Origin of the sequence: Amycolatopsis sp. NPDC098790 (assembly GCF_044759945.1) — a bacterium.
Classification (GTDB): Bacteria; Actinomycetota; Actinomycetes; order Mycobacteriales; family Pseudonocardiaceae; genus Amycolatopsis.
In genome coordinates this window covers 117,152-134,732 of record NZ_JBIWAI010000006.1, presented here as the reverse complement: position 1 = coordinate 134,732, position 17,581 = coordinate 117,152, and the positions used below count along the sequence as shown (strand labels likewise).

15 protein-coding genes and 1 pseudogene are annotated in these 17,581 nt (G+C 69.8%); 3 read left to right on the top strand and 13 right to left on the bottom strand.

What is annotated here, in order from left to right; translation table 11 throughout:
• Positions 1-6: 6 nt before the first annotated feature.
• The 5 genes and pseudogenes from ACIQWX_RS37885 to ACIQWX_RS37865 all read right to left on the bottom strand — a co-directional run bounded on the left by ACIQWX_RS37885 (position 7) and on the right by ACIQWX_RS37865 (position 3,250).
• Positions 7-1,254 (bottom strand): beta-ketoacyl-[acyl-carrier-protein] synthase family protein, encoded by a 1,248-nt coding sequence (locus tag ACIQWX_RS37885; RefSeq protein WP_400881695.1) that lies wholly within the window; start codon positions 1,252-1,254, stop codon positions 7-9.
• The gene (locus ACIQWX_RS37880; protein WP_400881693.1) at positions 1,251-1,484 is read right to left on the bottom strand and encodes a phosphopantetheine-binding protein; all 234 of its coding nucleotides are present in this window, start codon (positions 1,482-1,484) and stop codon (positions 1,251-1,253) included. Before ACIQWX_RS37880 ends, ACIQWX_RS37885 begins: the two co-directional genes overlap by 4 nt.
• Positions 1,485-1,686: 202 nt before the next feature.
• Positions 1,687-2,016, bottom strand: coding sequence for a hypothetical protein (locus ACIQWX_RS37875; protein ID WP_400881691.1), 330 nt, complete (start codon positions 2,014-2,016; stop codon positions 1,687-1,689).
• Between the two features lie 360 nt (positions 2,017-2,376).
• Positions 2,377-2,556, bottom strand: a pseudogene (locus ACIQWX_RS37870) (ArsR/SmtB family transcription factor); the annotation flags it as partial.
• A gap of 166 nt (positions 2,557-2,722) precedes the next feature.
• Positions 2,723-3,250, bottom strand: coding sequence for a hypothetical protein (locus ACIQWX_RS37865; RefSeq protein WP_400881689.1), 528 nt, complete (start codon positions 3,248-3,250; stop codon positions 2,723-2,725).
• Positions 3,251-3,798: 548 nt separating this feature from the next.
• Here ACIQWX_RS37865 and ACIQWX_RS37860 point away from each other — a divergent pair.
• Positions 3,799-4,143 carry a hypothetical protein gene (locus ACIQWX_RS37860; RefSeq protein WP_400881687.1) on the top strand — a complete coding sequence of 115 codons (345 nt, stop codon included), beginning with the start codon at positions 3,799-3,801 and terminating at the stop codon, positions 4,141-4,143.
• Between the two features lie 101 nt (positions 4,144-4,244).
• Here ACIQWX_RS37860 and ACIQWX_RS37855 read toward each other — a convergent pair whose 3' ends face one another.
• On the bottom strand, positions 4,245-4,652 hold the full coding sequence (locus ACIQWX_RS37855) for a hypothetical protein (RefSeq protein ID WP_400881685.1): 408 nt from the start codon (positions 4,650-4,652) through the stop codon (positions 4,245-4,247).
• A gap of 1,545 nt (positions 4,653-6,197) precedes the next feature.
• On the opposite strand from ACIQWX_RS37855, the gene ACIQWX_RS37850 reads away from it, so the two are divergent.
• Together ACIQWX_RS37850 and ACIQWX_RS37845 are read left to right on the top strand one after the other, a co-directional pair.
• Positions 6,198-9,647, top strand: a complete 3,450-nt coding sequence (locus tag ACIQWX_RS37850; RefSeq protein WP_400881683.1) for a discoidin domain-containing protein — start codon at positions 6,198-6,200, stop codon at positions 9,645-9,647.
• Between the two features lie 226 nt (positions 9,648-9,873).
• Complete coding sequence (locus ACIQWX_RS37845; protein WP_400881681.1) at positions 9,874-10,803, top strand: LysR family transcriptional regulator; 930 nt, start codon at positions 9,874-9,876, stop codon at positions 10,801-10,803.
• On the opposite strand, the gene ACIQWX_RS37840 is transcribed toward ACIQWX_RS37845, so the two are convergent.
• From ACIQWX_RS37840 to ACIQWX_RS37810, 7 genes are all read right to left on the bottom strand, one after another.
• The gene (locus ACIQWX_RS37840) at positions 10,788-11,195 is read right to left on the bottom strand and encodes an alpha/beta hydrolase family esterase (protein WP_400881679.1); all 408 of its coding nucleotides are present in this window, start codon (positions 11,193-11,195) and stop codon (positions 10,788-10,790) included. The genes ACIQWX_RS37845 and ACIQWX_RS37840 overlap by 16 nt on opposite strands.
• A gap of 27 nt (positions 11,196-11,222) precedes the next feature.
• Positions 11,223-11,375, bottom strand: coding sequence for a hypothetical protein (locus tag ACIQWX_RS37835; protein WP_400881677.1), 153 nt, complete (start codon positions 11,373-11,375; stop codon positions 11,223-11,225).
• 61 nt (positions 11,376-11,436) lie between these two features.
• Positions 11,437-12,561 (bottom strand): sialidase family protein, encoded by a 1,125-nt coding sequence (locus tag ACIQWX_RS37830; protein WP_400881676.1) that lies wholly within the window; start codon positions 12,559-12,561, stop codon positions 11,437-11,439.
• A gap of 22 nt (positions 12,562-12,583) precedes the next feature.
• Complete coding sequence (locus ACIQWX_RS37825) at positions 12,584-14,392, bottom strand: glycoside hydrolase family 2 protein (RefSeq protein ID WP_400881675.1); 1,809 nt, start codon at positions 14,390-14,392, stop codon at positions 12,584-12,586.
• 25 nt (positions 14,393-14,417) lie between these two features.
• Positions 14,418-15,290: a carbohydrate ABC transporter permease gene (locus tag ACIQWX_RS37820; protein WP_400881673.1), complete on the bottom strand. Its 873-nt coding sequence runs from the start codon at positions 15,288-15,290 to the stop codon at positions 14,418-14,420.
• Positions 15,287-16,228, bottom strand: coding sequence for a carbohydrate ABC transporter permease (locus tag ACIQWX_RS37815; RefSeq protein ID WP_400881671.1), 942 nt, complete (start codon positions 16,226-16,228; stop codon positions 15,287-15,289). Before ACIQWX_RS37815 ends, ACIQWX_RS37820 begins: the two co-directional genes overlap by 4 nt.
• Positions 16,229-16,242: 14 nt before the next feature.
• Positions 16,243-17,559 carry an extracellular solute-binding protein gene (locus tag ACIQWX_RS37810; RefSeq protein WP_400881669.1) on the bottom strand — a complete coding sequence of 439 codons (1,317 nt, stop codon included), beginning with the start codon at positions 17,557-17,559 and terminating at the stop codon, positions 16,243-16,245.
• Between the last annotated feature and the right edge of the window lie 22 nt (positions 17,560-17,581).

Here is a 17,581-nt window from a genome sequence, read left to right as displayed (position 1 = left end):
GGGGACTCAGCTGCTCTTCGTGAGGACCAGCGCGGCGTTGTGGCCGCCGAAGCCCATCGACGTCTTCACAGCGCACTCGAATGCCGCGGGCCGCGCTTCCTTGGCGACGACGTCGATCGGGATCCGGATGTCGCGGGTTTGGAAGTTGCCGGTGGGCGGTACCAGCTGCTTTTCCAGCGCCAGGACGGTCAAGGCGGCCTCGATCCCGCCGGCCGCGCCGAGCGCGTGCCCGGTCATGGCCTTGGTGGAGGTGACCAGGGGGCCTTCGCCGAGAACCCGGTGCAGCATCCTGGCTTCGATGAGGTCGTTCATCACGGTGGAGGTTCCGTGGGCGTTGACGTGGCCGACGTCGGCCGGCGCCACGTCCGCGTCTGCCAGGGCCGTCCGCAGTGCCCGCTCGATCCCGGCGCCTTCGGGATCCGGTGCCACTGCGGCGTAGGCGTCGCTGGAGGCGCCGTAGCCCGCGATGCCGGCCCGGACCCGCGCGCCCCGCGCCGCCGCGTGCTCGGCCCGCTCCAGGACGACGAGGCCGGCGCCCTCGCCGACGACGAACCCGTCGCGGTCGGCGTCGAACGGGCGGCACGCCGTCGACGGATCGTCGCGGCGCGTGGACACCGCCCGCATCTGGCAGGCACTGGAGATCAGCAGCCGGGAGCACACCGATTCGGCGCCGCCGGCAATGGCGATGTCGGCCGCCCCGGACCGCAGCAGCTGCAGGGCGGTACCGATCGCGACCGTGCCCGACGAACAAGCGGTGGAGACGCTCAGGCTCGGTCCCCGGGCGCCGAGGTCCATGCAGACGCTGCTGGCGGCGCTGTTCACCGTGGTCATCGGCGCCAGCTTCGGCGACACCCGGCGCGCCCCCTTTTCCGCGAGGACGGTGCTCTGCTCGTCGTAGAACGGAAGCCCGCCGTGGGCCGAGCCGATGACCACCGCGACCCGGTCGGTGTCCCACACGGCGGTGTCGAGTCCCGCGTCCGCCACCGCTTCTCGGGCCGCGATCACCGCGAGCTGGGAAAACCGGTCCATCATCCGCATGGCCGGCACCCCCAACCGGTTCTCCGCGTCGAGGTCGTCGACGGTGTACATGAAGTCGCACGACAGACCGTGCAGTTCGTCGCGGTGCCGGACGCCCCGCGCGGCACCGGACCGGGTCACCCCGTGCCACGCAGCGTCGGCTCCGATGCCCGCGGCGGTGACCAGCCCCAGGCCGGTCACCGCCGCGGTGAGCCCGCTGCGGGAGCGCGCCGTCACGCCGCGGTCTTCTCGTCGACCACGGTGGTCAGCTGCCCCACGGTTTCGCGGGTGGTCAGCTGGACGTCTTCGAGGTCGATGCGCAGGCGTTCCTCGAGCAGCACGCCCAATTCTTCCAGGGCGAGAGAATCCATGCCGAGCTCACGCAGCGAGGCCTCGGGCCGGACGTCGACCGGTTCCACGCCGAACGTTCGGGTCAGGAGGGTGGCGATTTCTTGTTCAGCGGTCACGCTGCTCTGGACTCCCATTCATATACGCGCGACCCACCTTGCTGCGGTCGCGACACGGCACATCAGCAATTACCCCGCGGCCGACAGTTATATCCGCCCACGTGACAAACGGGAGCCACTTAGCTCGATGGAGTGATTTTCCGGTCGAGCTGAAAAATGCCGGCCGAAACCGCTCCGCCGGGTGGGGTTCGAGGCGCGTCGCTCAGTTGCCGGTGCCGGTGCCGCCGTCGGACACGCCAGTGCCCGCGCAGCTTTCCGGTGACTCGCCGTTGCCCACGCCGACGCCGTTCGCGACATCGTGGAGCGGCACCTGAACGAGCAGGACGTTGATGTCGTTCTCGCAGAACCCGACCGTTCCGTCGACGTTGTGCAGCGCGTCGGTGTTTTCGAGGTTGACCAGGCTGGACTGGCTGGTGGAATCGGAGGCGTCTTCGTACCCGTAACCACTCCAGGTGTCGGCGGTGGCGACGCCACCGGCCAGGAATGCACCGGCACCGAGCGCACTGGTCACGACGAAGAACTTCTTCAGCATGCGGGAGACTCCTTGAATTCGGGAAGCTTGACAGAGCGACTGCGACGGTGTCCGGCGCGCGCGAGCAGAAAATACTGGGGTATCCGTCCGACCCACCACTTCAGAACCCATCGTGTGACGCTCGCGGGCCGCCGAGCGCGGTGTCGTTGACCCGGTCGTGGCACCCCGGCTCTCCCGGCTTCCGATCAGGCAGGGTCCACGATCGGCCGTACCACCCGGCCTTCCGGCCACGGCGACAGTTCGGACACGGCTCGGTCACCCGAGAAGTGGGCACGGCAGTTCGCGATCTGCGCAACCAGCTCCGTACATAGTCGGCTGCTTCCCACACCTGCGCCCGCCTTGGGCGCAGTGGCGCAAGGCGGTCAGGTCGAAGGCGTCGGTCAGGTCGCAGACGCACGCCTCGCCACCGGCGTGGGAGGCGATCAGCCAGAGCAACCGCAGCCGGACGGGGTCTGCCATCGCCTTGAACAGGTGCGACAGCTCGACCGCCTGGTCCTGCGTCAGCGGCACGCCGCGGGTTCGGGACCTCGCCGCCGGCAAAGAGGTCGCCGTCTTCGACTTCCGCGAGGACCGGCGCCGCTGCGTTCGGGCCTGACGGAGAGCTCATGATCGCGGCCGACTGGGACCTCATCGTGTTCGACCGCATTGGCAGACACTGGCCCTGCTTGAGCAAGACCGTGGGCGGCATCGTTCGGAGCGGACGCACTCAGTCGGTGATGTACCACTTTCCGCCGCGCAGTTCGAGGACGGCGTCGCCCAGGTCGCTGCCGGTGAACTTGGCCGCGGACCGCACCGCCTTCGCCGGAATCTCGACCTTCGTCGATGTCTCGGTGATGCCGCCGCGGTCCACCGTGGCGCTCAGCAACGCCTTCCGCTGTGAGGCGGAGAACATGCTGAACGTGATCGGGAACGTCTGCTCGCACGGACCGAACCCTTCGTCCTCCGCCTTTTTGGCGGCGGGCGCGGCGATCTCGCAGGCGGTGGCGAGGTCCTGCTTGCCTACCGCGTGCAGGAAGGTCTCGTACCGCTCGACGGCTCCAGCGGCCTTCTTCACCGACGTCGTCGTCGTTGGCTGCGGCTGAGTGGTCGCGGGAGCCGAGGACGGTGCGGCGGACGTCGATGCCGCGCCGGCACTCGACGACACCGGCGCCGCCGAAGTGCTTCCCCCGCCCGAACATCCGGCGATCAGCAGGACGGCAACCGTGGCCAGGAACGGTAGAGCACGCGCGGACATGGAACACCTTTCGCCGTGGAATCCGGCCGGAGCATAAGCGACTGCGACCGGCCCGGCAGAGGATCCGGGCACCCGACGCCGAAATGGCCGGAACCGGCCACTGTCCCGTCCACAATGGTGGGTCAGGGCCGGCCCGAAACCGAAAGCTCAGGCGCAGCGCACGGCGGCACCGAAGCCGCTTCCGCCGACGGCCGGCGCACCCTCGATCCGCATGCACCCGGGCACGCCTCCGGGCCGCCGGGGTAGCCGCCGGCTTGCGGCAGCTGTGCCGAGGCCGCTCGTGCTGCGGCGCCCGAGCCGATCGAGGAACTCTCGGCGCGTGGGCCCCGTGGCGCGAGCCCCACCGACGTCGAAGACGGGATGGATCCCCCTAAACCGCAGGTTAGCGCTCGCTTTCCTGCAGTTTCACGGAACTCATCCCCTGCTCCGAGCAGCGAAGATCGACTCCCCGCCCGCATCTGATCACGGCGCGCCCGAACCGGGGAGGCACCGTGCTTGACCGCCCCGTCGCCCCGGTCACGCCTCCGCGCCGCGCGGACCGCCCACCCGTGCGCATACTCCCCGGATTCGCCCAACGACCGCCCCTGGCCCGCCTGCCCGCCCACCCGGCGATCGCGAGCTGGACCCACGCCATCAGCCGGGTCGACACATCCGGCCGGGTCGCCGACCGCTCCGTCCTGGCGACGCTGGAATGGGCGGCCCGGGACCGGGTCACCGTCACCGCCGAGGGCAACAACGTGATCATCTTCAGCCGCGACGACCGCGCGCACGAAACCGTGCTCGACGGCCGCCGGATCCGCGTCCCGGTCGCCCCGCGCAGGCCTTCCGCGCCCGCATCTCGTAGCCGAAACGAGCGCGTCGTGTGTCCACCGGAACATCGCTACGGCAACTGATCAAGGTGAGCAGGTCCGCCGCTCCTGACACCTGGGCGACGGTCGACATGTGACCCGCAGGACCTGGTCATCGAAGCTCACCGCTGACCGCCGTAGCGGTACTAGACGCAGTCCGCGTTGCCACGATGACAATTCTGGAAGTCCAGCACCCTGCCGTACTCGTCGGTGAGCTCGACATAGACGCGATTCGCTCCACCGGGAACGTTCGCGGAAAGTGAAACGTCAAACGAGGTTACGGTATTGCAGCGCAGGCTCGTGCTCTTCGCGTCAAGCTCTTTCAAGTCCACTATCGACCTCGCGAGGGCCCGCTCGCATCCGCTGGAGTTCAACGACCCCACGATGCCGACGGAGCGGTTGTACCAGTTGACCCTGCCGGAGAAGTAGCCACCCTTGCCGTCCTTGAGAAGGAAGTAGGAGGTGGGGTCGGCAGCCGCGCCGGCCGGTGCCGCTGCGGCGACCGTGGGCGCGGCGGCGAAAGTGAGCGCAGCCGCTGCGGCGGCCACGGTCATGTTCAACCTTTTCATCGGTTTTCCCCAATCGGTGAGTTCTGGACGAAATCCATTCGGATGCTAGAAGTCGTGCAAGCCGAGAGGCAAGGGCCGGCGAGCTCTTCGCGCTGACCGCGAGCCAGCCCTGGCCTGAGCGGCTGCCTCCAATTCATGGCGAGCCGGCAACTTCCGGCGGCCCGCGGTCCCGGTTCCATCGGTCGACGGCGACCTCCGCGCACCAGGAATGGGCAGTCAGGAACAGGCTTTCCTCTCGCCCACCGTTGCAGGTCTGGCCATCGATGTTCACCCGCCCCGAGATACACGCGCAGTGGATCTCGGGGCCGCCCACACAGATGGCCCCGGCGTACCTGTCGCAATTGCCGAGGTCGCCGCGATCCCGCACACCGAGGCGGCCCTGAGCCGGGTTGCCGTCCTGCTGAGCCTAGTCATGCGCATTCCTCTCGCTGGGGTACGTGTCATCGGACTCGGTGCCGGTCAGCAGTCGCTGCAGTGGCCCAAGTTCGGGGTTGGGCTGCTGGGGACCCGCCAGATGGTGTCGCCGGAGACGTCACCACACCATTTGACGCACGTGGTCAGCGCCTACAGCGCGGTGTCTGTCGCCGCCTGCGCCAGTATTTCTCCGGCGGCTATCGAGGCTACGACGCGAGCCATACGAATTTCACAGTCTCCTCCTGAGCCGACGGACGGTGCACGGAGCAAGAGGTTCACCTCGAGGTCCTCCGTCCGGCGAGTGGTTCACGCCAGAACCGGAAGTCGGTTTACCCGAGAACGCGGCTTCACCCGATCGGACCAGCCCCATGCATGCTCATTCGCGCCAGCTGCGAAGACGCCGACGAAGTCGTCGTTCTTCACTTCTTGGGTGACGTGCCAGAGTTCCCGCTCAGCTTGCCGTCACGGCGGCCAGGTACACCGGGACGGCGGCTGCGTCCTGGGTGCGTGGCCGTTCGGGCGGACCAGGACGAGTTTGTCCTCGTGAGCTTGAGACACGGCCGCACCTCAACCACCCGCCACCAAGACTGCATTTCCTCACGCGGCTGGCAACGCGACATGGCCGAACTCTCATCACCGGTCACGGCCACATCGTCGCCACATACTTCGACGCCGGCACCTCAGGCCGCATTCGTTAGTCGCAGCGACCTCGTGCCCTTTCTACGGAGAGCGCTCTCCGCAGCCAGCGACCACGGCGGCCCCGAACCAACCACCAATCGTCGGCGCCCGACCGGAGCGGCTACGCCTGCCTCACACTCAGCGAAACGCGTGTACTAGTCGTAGCAACGATTAGGACCCCCCAGCGGGCGTCATGCCGTCCACTGAATCGGTCTTGACAACAGGTCCCTGGAACCACAATCTGGGAGAGCGCTCTCCGAGCTTCTCGACGTCCTGGCCGCTGTCAAAGGAGATGGCCATGAGTCCCCGCCTTCGTGTCGCGCCCGCCTCCGCGCACCCCCAGAGATCCGCCACTCCTGCCACCGCCTCCCGATCTCACCGTCCGCCGGGCCCGCTCGACGGAATGACCTGCCGGTGCGCCGGGCCGGGGAGGCTTCGATGACGCCCCGCCTGCGCTCACTCCTGGCCACCACGCTGCTGCTCCTGGGCCTCGGCGTGGCTGTGACGCCAGGTCCCTCCGCCGCCGCGCCCGTCTTGCTTTCCCAAGGCAAAACCGCGACGGCATCGTCCACCGAGAACGCCGGCACACCGGCCTCCGCCGCGGTCGACGGCGATACCGCGACCCGCTGGTCGAGCACCGCGGCGGACCCGCAATGGCTCCAGATCGACCTCGGCGCCACCACCGGCGTCAACCAGGTCGTCTTGAGCTGGGAAGCGGCCTACGCCACGGCGTTCCAGATCCAGCTCTCGGCCGACGGAACCACCTGGACGTCGGTCTACTCCACCACCACCGGCACCGGCGGCACGCACACGATCCCCGTTTCCGGCAGCGGCCGGTACGTCCGATTGCTCGGTACCGCACGCGCCACCGGGTACGGCTACTCCCTGTGGGAGTTCCAGGTGTTCGGCACCGCCGCCACCAGCGCGGCCTGCGGCACGGCCAACGCCGCGCTCGCCCGGCCGGCCACCGCGTCGTCCACCGAGAACGCGGGCACCCCGGCCTCCGCCGCGATCGACGGCGACGCCGGCACCCGCTGGTCCAGCGCGGCCGCCGACCCGCAGTGGCTCCAGGTCGACCTCGGCGCGACCACCGCCCTCTGCGACGTCGTGCTCACCTGGGAAGCGGCCTACGCCACGGCGTTCCAGATCCAGACCTCCGCCGACGGCACCACCTGGACGACCGCCTACTCCACGACCACCGGCACCGGCGGCACCCAGACGATCCCCGTCACCGGCAGCGGCCGGTACGTCCGCCTGCTCGGCACCGCCCGCGCGACCGGCTACGGCTACTCCCTGTGGGAGTTCGCCGTGCACACCACCACCGGCGGCGGCAGCACCGACGGCATCATCTCCCGCTACCAGCCGGTGTCCGCGTCGTCGTGGGAAGGCGGCAACGCGCCCGCCGCCGCGTTCGACGGGCGCGCCACCACGCGGTGGAGCAGCCAGTTCAGCGACCCGCAGTGGCTGCAGGTCGACCTCGGCGGCGCCGCGACGATCACCGGCGTCGACCTCACCTGGGAATCCGCCTACGCCACCGCCTACCGCCTCGAGACGTCCAACGACGGCACGACCTGGACGCAGCTCTACGCGACCACGTCCGGCCACGGCGGCACCGAGAGCCTCGCCGTGCGCGGCACTGGCCGGTACCTGCGGCTGACCGGCACCGCACGGGCGACCGGCTACGGCTACTCGCTGTGGGAGTTCGACGTCCGCGGCAGCGTGGACCGGTCCGCGGTCACGCCGCCGATGCTCTCCGGGCCGACTCGCCCGCCGGGCGTCACCGGGCAGTTCGCCCTCACCGCGCCCGCCGACCGCGCGATGGTCACGACGACCCGCCGCCCGGCGCTGTCGTGGGCCGCGGTGGGCGGCGCGACGAAGTACCAGGTGTGGCTCAACATCAGCCGCACCGACTACGACTTCACCCAGTCCGGCGCCCTCCTCGACCTCTACACGAAGGTCGCCGAACCCACCGGCACGACCTACACCCCGACCTGGGACCTGCCGGACCGGTGGACCTACAAGTGGTACGTCACGGCCGTCGGAAGCACCACGACGACATCGGCGATCCGGACGTTCAGCGTCTACACGCCCGCCGTCGAGACGGTCGCCGACGGCGTGAACCTCATCGGCGGCAGCCGGGACCTCAACAAGAACGGCACCATCGAGCCGTACGAGGACTGGCGCCAGCCGGTCGAGACGCGGGTGAACGACCTGCTCGGGCGGATGACCGCGCCGGAGAAGGCGTATCAGATGTTCTACAACGCGCAGGCTTTCCCGCAGTCCGGCTGGCACTTCGGTCCCGCGCAGGCCGCCGACCTGGACACGTACCTGCGGGCGTCGGCCGGCACCCGGCTCGGCATCCCGTTCGTCTCCGCCGGGGACACCATCCACGGCTACGAAACGACCTACCCGACCCAAAGCGGGCTCGCCGCCGGCCGCGACTACGCCCTCGACTACCGGCTCGGCGACGTCCAGCGTCGCGAACAGCTCGAAGTCGGCACGCGCGGCGTGCTCGGACCGCTGGCCGAGGTCGGGACGAAGGTGCTCTACCCGCGCATCCAGGAAGGCAACGGGGAAAACGCCGACGTCGCCGCGGCCCAGGTCCGCGCTCTGGTGGCCGGGCTGCAGGGCGGGCCGGAGCTGAACCCGCGGTCGGTACTCGCGACGGTGAAGCACTGGCCGGGCGAGGGCGCCGGCGGCGAAGCGAACATCGTCTACGACGCGACCACGATCAAGTACCACATGATCCCGTTCCGGGCGGCGATGGAAGCCGGTGCGGTCAACATCATGCCCGGGTACGCGGGGAGCACGCTGCTGGACCCGGGCGGCCCCGGAGCCGGGGACAGCAAGCCGATCCTCGACTACCTGCGTCAGAACCTCGGCTTCACCGGCCTGATCACGACGGACTGGCTGCCGTCGGGTTCGTGGATCGGCGCGGCGAAGGCCGGTTCCGACGTGATGGGCGGCGCGGACCCGGGCGCCGCCGGGTTCACGATCGACTCGTTCGTGGCGAACGTGCCTGCCGCCCGCATCGACGACGCCGTCAAGCGCGTGCTGCGCTTGAAGTTCCAGCTCGGCGTCTTCGAAACCCCTTACGGCGACCCGGTGAACGGGCCCTACCGGTTCCACCAGCCCGCCTACACGGCACTGGCGAACCAGGCGTCGCGGGAAGCGATGACGCTGCTGCAGAACGACGGCGTGCTGCCGGTCAAGCTGAACGCCGGCGACAACATCGTGGTGGCGGGCCCGCGCGCGGCCGACGGCGGGTCGTGCTGCATCTGGACGAGCTACTTCCACCAGAACTACGGCTCCCAGACGATCCTGGACGCGATCCGCGCCCGCGCGGCGACCGCCGGGGTGAACGTCTACCAGGACACCGGCCCGGCGCCGAAGCTGGCCGTCGTCGCGGTCGGCGAGGCGTCGTACACGCACGCGACGAACTGGGTGAAGGAACAGCCGTACCTGCCACCGGACCAGCTCGCGGTCATCCAGAACTTCCGCAACCAGGGCATCCCGGTGGTGGTCCTGCTCGTGCTGCCGCGACCGTACGTGATCACCGACTGGAACGGCCTCGCGAACGCGCTCGTCGTGACCTACCGCGGCGGCGAGGAGATGGGCCCGGCTGCCGCGAGTCTCCTGTTCGGCGACTACACCCCGCGCGGAAAGCTGCCCTGGCAGCTCCCCCGCAGCCTGGACCAGGTCCTGCGGCCGGGCGGGACGGACGTTCCCGCCGACGCCGCGGAGAACTGGGACCTGCCCTACGACCTCGGCGCCACGGCCGCGGAACGGGCGGACATCCGGGCGAAGATCGACGCGGGCATCTCGCCGCCCACCACGTACGGCAACCCGCTTTACCAGTACGGCGCGGGAATCCAGGGCTGGCGCTGAGATGCGGCACGCGGTTCCGCTCCAGGGTGGAACCGCGTGCTGCGGCGTGGGCACCATCGTCAGCGGGATCACCGGTGCGCTCAGCACGGCTGAGCCGAGCAGTTCCTGGCAATCTTCCGCCGGGTGATCGACCCAGCGAGTCTCGGCGTCCCTCTGGTCGTGAGCTTTTACATCGTTGGAACAACGTTGTAACGTACCTACCCACCGACCAACGGGACGCGGACAGGTGCAACTCGAATTCCGCCACATCACGCTTGTCGCGGCTATCGCGCGCAGTGGCTCGATCAATGCCGCCGCGCGTGAGATCGGCTTGTCCCAGCCGACCGTCACCGCGCAGCTCGCGCGCCTCGAACGGCACTTCGGCGCGTCCATCTTCGTTCGCTCGGCCACCGGCACGACGCCGACGGCCTTCGGCGAGCACCTGATCCGGTCGACCCGTCACCTGGCGCCCCTGCTCGCCGAACTCGACGAACAGCTGAGGGTCAAGCCAGCCGGAAACCCTGCCTCTGCAGGGAATTCCTTGCGGATCGGCACCGATCTCTCCCCTCTCACCGCCGGGATTCTCGCAGTGCTCTCGCGGACCCGCCCCACCGTGCGGCTGCACTTGCGGGGTGACCTCGATCCGGACGACGCCCTCGTCCAAGTCGAGAAGGGGCACCTCGATGTCGCAGTCGGCCAAAGGCTGGACGGCGAGCCCACCGCCTCACCTCATGTCCGGCACCAGCTCCTCGGCGTGACGGATTTCAAGGTGATGGTCGGCTCCGATCACCGCCTGGCCGACTGCTGCGAGGTCGACCTGGCCGGCCTCCACGGCGAGAAGTGGGCGTTCCCGGCGCACGTAGCTTCGCCACGCCACGCGGCCTACCTGCGGGCCCTCCAAGACCTCGGTCATCACCCGACGGTGATCGCCGAGGTCACCGAGCTGATGGTCCACGACCTGGTCCGCAGCGGCATCGCGATCGGCCTCACCGCCGACCCGGGTCCGGTGAGCGGGGTCGTGCAGATCCCGCTCACCGGCCGTCCACTGCGCGCCCGGCATTTGCTGACCTGGCAGGGAGATGTGCTCGGCGACGCCGAACTCAGCCAGATCGAGCTGTACGCGAGAGACCGTCTTTCACCTGCGGGCCACCGCTCCGGCGCTCATCCTTTCGGATGAGCCGAAAAGAACCGCCGGATTTCCGAAGTCGCATCCGGGCCGGAACTCGGCCAGGCGTGCCCGAGCCCGTCGACCTTGAAGTGCTCCAGCACGCACCCCTGCCACTTGATGTGCGTGACCTTGCCACTCGTGGAACTGGTCGACGAACCGCACTGGTCGCGCTTCGCCCACGCCGCCAGCCAGTCCGGCAACGCCGGAAGACCCTTGGCCGGGGTCCCGGTGTACGGGATGACCGTGTCAGCCGAACCATGGATGTCCAGGAGCGCGGCATGGCTCGGCGGGGTGCACGGCCCGGACTGCGGGTAGAACGCTCCGGCGACCGGTGCGAAAGCAGCGATCCGGCCCGGCAGCCGGCAGGCCAGCAGACCGGTGAACCCGCCACCGTTCGACATCCCGGTCGCGAAACACCGCGATCGTGTTCACACCAGTGTCGTGCCGGCCGAAGCACCGACAGCGAACGGTGCGGTTTTGCCGCACCCGGTCGACGCGGCGGCGGCCACACCGGGAACGGCGACAGCGGAAATCGCGAGCGTTGCCAGGGCGACGGTGATCGAAGCAAGCGTGAGTCTCATTCTTCCTCCATTCACGAAGGAGTAATTCATCTCGCCGGCAGGGTTTCGGTTCAAGGTCGAATCAGAAAGCAGCGACTCCCGCGTAGACCGTGCTGACACCTGCCTTGTCGGCGGTGGTCACCTCGGCCAGCGACTTGCCGTCCGCGGAGAACACCAGCGACGGGCTGTAGTTCTGGACGGGACCGGGCGACCCCACCGAGGGTCCGGCGACCGTGACCGGCGCGGTCCGCTGCGTCCAGGCGCCGCCCACCGTGCCCACGAGCATCGCCCCGCCGTTCCCGGCCTTGGCGGCTCCGTTCGCGGTCAGCAGGACTTGTCCGATGAGGACGACGGTCGAGCCGGTCAGCGCGATCGTCGGGGTGTGGGCGAAGTGCGTGCCGTCGGACGTCGCCGGGCGGCTGCCCGCCGCGGTCACCGCGCCCCAGCCCACTCCGTCGGCCGACGTCCGCAGCATCGCCGCGCAGCCGTAGGTCGGGCCGCAGATCTCGTAAGCCATCACGAAGGTGCCGTTGGGCAGCCTGCGCACGCCGGGCATCCCCGGCCGGTCGTCGCGGTTGGGCACGGCGACGATGTCGTTCGGGGCCGCCCAGTTGACGCCGTTCGACGACGTCGTCTCGACGAGCTTCTGACTGTGGTTGGCATCGGTTTCGTCGGAGTAGTAGCAAACCAGGCGCCCGTCCGAGGCGATGGCGAACTCCGGTTCCCAGATCCCGCCCGCGTTCCGCGCGGTCGCGACGGTGGCGAGGAACTGCCAGGTCCGCCCGTGGTCGGTGCTGCGCCAGGCTCGGATGACCATCGGCTGGCTCGCGCTGTGGCTACCACCACCGAAGGAAGCTGCCCAGAGCAGCGTGCCCGCGGGGAGACCGCCGACCGCGGCGGGCAGTTCGTACAACGTGCCGCAGCAGATGCCCCGGGACGCCGTCGCGTCGTCGATCGTGGCGATGTTGGTGTACGCGCGGCCGTCGGAACTCGAGTAGATCTTCGCGACACCCTGCGGCCGGTTGCTCGGGAACGCGACGGAACTCGCGAGGTAGGTTCCGTTCGCGGTACCGGAGTGCTGCAACCGCACCACCCTCGGGTACATCCCGGCACCGACTTCGGTCCCGGCCGCGGCCGAAGCCGGGACGCCGAGCCCGATCAGTGACACCGCGGTGATCACCACAGCCAGAAACGCTCGCAGACGCATCGTTGTCGCCTCCTGGATTCCGTCACGCGCCGTCGGAACGGCGCTTTGCCTGGCGGTACTCAACCGCGACCTCCTCGACGGGGATCGCGGCAGCCGGCCGGGTCGTGATCCGGCGCACCTCTTCCACGGGCAGCTTCGGCCGTCGGTCGGCCGTGAGCAGCCCGTTGGTCTCCTGCAGCGTGTCGGTGAGCTGCGTGTAGCAGAACCCGGCCACCGCCGGGCTTTCGAGCAGCGCGGACGTGAGTTCGTCGTAGCGCTTCAGCAAGGCGTCCGGGTCGTCGAGCGTCGCGTAGCCGTGCCACTCCTCCCCCGCCTGCGGCGTGAAGCTGAGGCCGCCGTACTCCGAGAGCATCACCGGGACGCCCGGCACGCGCTCCTCCAGCAGGAGCCGCCGGCCAGCCGGCCCCGAGCCGGCCAAAGTGGACTCGACACGGTCGGCGTCGCCGTAGCGGGAGCGCAACCCGGCGGCAGTCGGGGTGTAGTCGTGGACGCCGTAGATGTCGCTGACCGTGTGCTCCCAGCCGTCGTTGGAGATGACGAGCCGGGTCGGGTCGAGTGCCTTGGTCAGGTGGTACAGGGCTGTCGCGAGCGCACGCTGCGCCGGATCGGTGGCGATGTGGTCCACACCCCAGCTCTCGTTCAGCGGGACCCAGGCCACGATGCAGGGGTGGCTCACGTCGCGCCGGACGACCTCTGTCCATTCACGACAGAGACGGTCGGCCGACGTCGGTGAGAACGCGTAAGCGCTGGGAAGTTCGCCCCACACAAGCAGCCCGAGGCGGTCGCAGTGGTGCAGGAAGCGTGGATCCTCGACTTTCTGGTGCACGCGCACGCCGTTGAAGCCGAGTTCCTTGGCCAGCTGCGCCTCACGAAGCAGGTCTTCGTCGGACGCGGCCAGGTGCGTCTCCGGCCAGTAGCCCTGGGCCAGCACCATCCGCGGGAAATACGGCGCGTCGTTGAGCGTGAAGCGGCCTTCGCGAACACCGGTCTCGCGCAGCCCGAAGTAACTGCGCACGACGTCGGTCCCGGTCTCGCCGGCGAGGGTGAGGTCGGCGTCGATCAGCACGGGCTGCTCCGGCGACCACAACAGCCGCCCGAGTTCCTGGCGGTTCTCCGCCGCCGGGATACGAATGGTGAGCCGAGCGTTGCGGCCGCGCACCACCACCGACTGCTCGGCGAGCACCTCCGCACCCAGCCGCAACCGGACGTCGAGCCGGCGCCCCTGCGGCGCGCCGCCGAACCCGGCTTCCAGCTCGACCAGGCCGTCGAACGGTTTCGGCGTCCAGCGCACCGAGTCGATCCACACCTGCGGGACCAGCTCGAGCCACACCGGCTGCCAGATGCCGGTGGTGCGGTGGTACCAGATGTCGTGCGGCTCGGCGCGCCAGTCCTGCTTGCCCCGCGGCTGGAACGGGTCGTCGTGCCGGTCTTCGGCCCGCACGACGAGCACCTGGGACTCGTGGTCCCGCAACTCGGTGGTGATGTCGGCGGAGAACGGCGTGTGGCCACCTTCGTGCGTCGCGACGAGGTGCCCGTTCACCCACACCGACGCGCGGTAGTCCACGGCGCCGAAGTGCAGCAGCACCCGCCGGTCCCCCGCGTCGACGGTGAACGTGCGGCGGTACCAGACGACCGGGTGGAAGCCCTGGTCGCCGATCCCGCTGGCGGCCGACTCCGGCGGGTAGGGCACGGTGATCGTGCGGTCGAACACCGCCCCGATCGAGTGCCGGCTTTCGTTGAGACCGGCTTCGGCGTCGTCGTGCGCGAACTCCCACTCGCCGCACAGGTCGGTCCAGTTCGCCCGCGTCAGCTGGGGACGGGGGTGGGTCATCGGTGAGCTCCTTCGGATCCCGGGTTCAGCCCTTGAGCCCGGTGCTGGTGACGCCTTCGACGATGCGGCGCTGGAAGAACAGGAACAGCAGGACCAGCGGCAGCGCGCCGAGGATGGAGGACGCCATCACGTCGGCGTAGCGCTCGCCGAACGAGCCCTGCACGGTCGCGAGCCCGACCGGCACGGTCATCAGTGCCGGGTTCGACACCGCGATCAGCGGCCAGAGCAGGTTGTTCCAGGTCCAGACGAAGGTGAAGATGGCCACGGCGGAAATGGCCGGGCGGCTGAGCGGCAGCACGATCCGCCGGTAGAGCGTCCACGGGCCGGCGCCCTCGACCAGTGCGGCTTCCTCGATCTCGCGGGGAATCCCGTCGAAGAACTGCTTGAACACGAACACCGCGATCGCCGAAGGCACCTGCGGGAGGATCACCGCCCAGTAGGTGTTGAGCAGCCCGAACGCCCCGAGCTCGCGGAACCACGGCACGATCAGCACCTGCCCCGGGATGACGATCCCGGCGAGGACGACCAGGAACACCGCCCGCTTGCCGCGGAAACGCAGCCGCGACAGAGCGAACGCCGCCATGCTCGCGGTGACCAGCGTCAGCGCGACGGTGAGCACCGAGGTGAGCACGCTGGAGAGGTACCAGTCGAGGATGTCGCCGTCGGAGAACAGCGCGAGGTAGGAGTGCAGCGTCAGGTCGCCGCTGCCGGCGATCGCCGCGGCCCCCTGGGCCGCGGTCGTGTTCTCGACCAGCGAGGTCCGGACCGCGAAGGCGGTCGGGAGCACCCACAGCAGGGCGAACACGGCGACGACCACCAGGCACAGGGTGTCGAAGGCACGGGAAGGGGAAACGGCGTGCCGTCGCCGGCCGGGCGCCGCGGCGCTGAGCGCGGTCACCGGGTCACCTCGCGGTCGCGGCGGCGGGTGGCCAGCAGCCAGAGCCCGGACACCAGCAGGATCAGCAGGAAGTAGAGCATCGACGCGGCGGCGGCCGCCCCGACGCGGTAGTCGGTGAACCCGGTGTCGTAGACGAACTCCAGCACCGGCCGGGTGTCGGTGGCCCCCGCCGTCATGAGGTAGATCTGGTCGAACACCTTCAGCGATGCGATCAGCTGCAGCGAGGTGACAAGCGCGGTCGTGCGGCTCAGCAGTGGCACGGTGATCCGGGCGGTCTGCTGCCACGGGCCCGCGCCGTCGATCGCCGCGGCCTCGTAAAGCTCACGCGGGATCTCCTGCAGGGCGGCCAGGTACAGCACGAAGTTGAAGCCGAGCGTCCACCAGAGGGTCACCCCGGCGACCGACGGCATCGCCCAGCCCGGGTCACCGAGCCACGACGGCGGATCGACACCGACGGCCTTCAGCACCGTCGCGAGACCGCCGCTGTCCGGAGTGAGGACGAAGACCCAGATCAGCGCGACGGTCGCCGAGGGCAGGATGTAGGGCAGGAAGAACGCGAAGCGGAACAACCGGTTGCCGCGGCCGACCCGGTTGACCAGGACGGCGAGCACCAGGCTCAGCACCACCAGCGGCGGCGTCGTGTACAGGGTGAACTGGACGGTGTGCCAGAGCGACGCCCAGAAGTCCTCGCTGCCGAGGAGATCGGCGAAGTTGCCGAAGCCGACACCGTTCCCCAAGCCGGGCCGGACCAGGCTGGTGTCGAAGAAGGACAGGACGAAACCGTAGGCCGTGGGGCCGAGCACGAACAGCAGGTACAGCACCCCGAACGGGGCGAGGAACCCCAGCGGCGCCCAGCCGCGGCGCGTCCGCCGGACGGACTGATTTCGGTCGCGTGTGGACGGTGGGGTGCGCGGGGGCGCCACCGTGGCACTGGTCATGGCGATCCTCCGGTTCAGAGGGGGCTGGGGGTGGCGGCGTACCCGGCGAGCGCGTCCCGGATGGCGCGGACCGCCTCGTCCGGGCCGGCGAGCCCCTGCCGGGCCAGCGCCACCTGGGAGCCGGCGAGGGTCTGCATCGCCGAGCCGGCGCCGGCGTACCAGGCAGGTGGGTCGTAGATGGCGATGTCCTTCGTGGGGGTGGTGCTCGCCACCGGCTCGTAGCCGCGGAACCAGGCGCTGTCCAGGACCGGCCGGTAGACCGGGAGGCTGCCGCCCTGGGCCCAGACGTCGGTGTTCTCCAGGAAGAACTTCGCGAACCCGAGCGCCCGCCGCGGGTCGCCGGCCGGATCCTTGCGGGGGAACACCAGCGTGTGGCTGTCGGCGAAGGCCGCCGGCCGGCCGAAGAGCTGCGGGATCGGAGCCAGGGAGAAGGGCACTTTCGCATCGGTGACCGTCGGGGTCTGCCAGGCGCCGTGCACCAGGAAGGCGCTCTGCCCGGCCGCGAACAGCGACACCGACGTGACGTCGGTGGCCGTGTCCGGGCTCAGTTTCGCCGTGGTCAGGTCCCGCAACCAGCGCAGGCTTTCGGCGGCGACGCGGTCGTCCATCGTGATGCGCGTGCCGTTGCCGCCCAGCAGCGGTGGCCCGCCCATCTGCGTGTACACGGTGTCGAAGATGCGCCAGTTCGACGAGGGATCGGCGATGACCGGGGACACCAGGCCCCAGCGGGCCCCTGCCTGAACCGTGGCGGCCAGCGCGGCGCGGAAAGCGACCTCGCTCCGGATCGGCTTCAGGCGGCCGGACGCGTCCAGCAGTCCGGCGCGGCGGCAGAGGTCGGTGTTGTAGTAGAGGACCAGCGCGCCGATGTCGACCGGGAGCCCGTACGCCTTCCCGTCGACCAGGCCCGACCGCCACACCGCCGCGTCGAACTGCGTGCCGTCGATCCCGGCGCCGGCCAACGTCGACGGCGTCAGCTCGGTGAGCAGGCCGGCGCGGGCGAAGTTGGACAGCCGCGACAGGTGGCAGACCGCGACGTCCGGTGGGCGTCCGCCGACGATCGAGAGGGAGAGCTTCGTGTAGTACGGGCTGCCCCAGGCCAGCGTGGTGGCCTCGAGTGAATCGGCGCCGTGCGCGGCCCGGTAGCGCTCGAAGATCGTCTGTGCGCGAGCCCCGTCACCGCCGGACCAGAGGTTCCAGAAGGCGACCTGCCCCGGTTCGAGCGGGGTCGCCGCGAGCCCGCTCGCGAACGGGCTGCCGCACGCGGCGGTCATCAGGGCGGTGCTGCCGAGCGCTGCCGCCCGCAGTGCTTGCCGCCGGTTGAGGCTCACCATTGAGCGCCTCCATGCCGAGGTC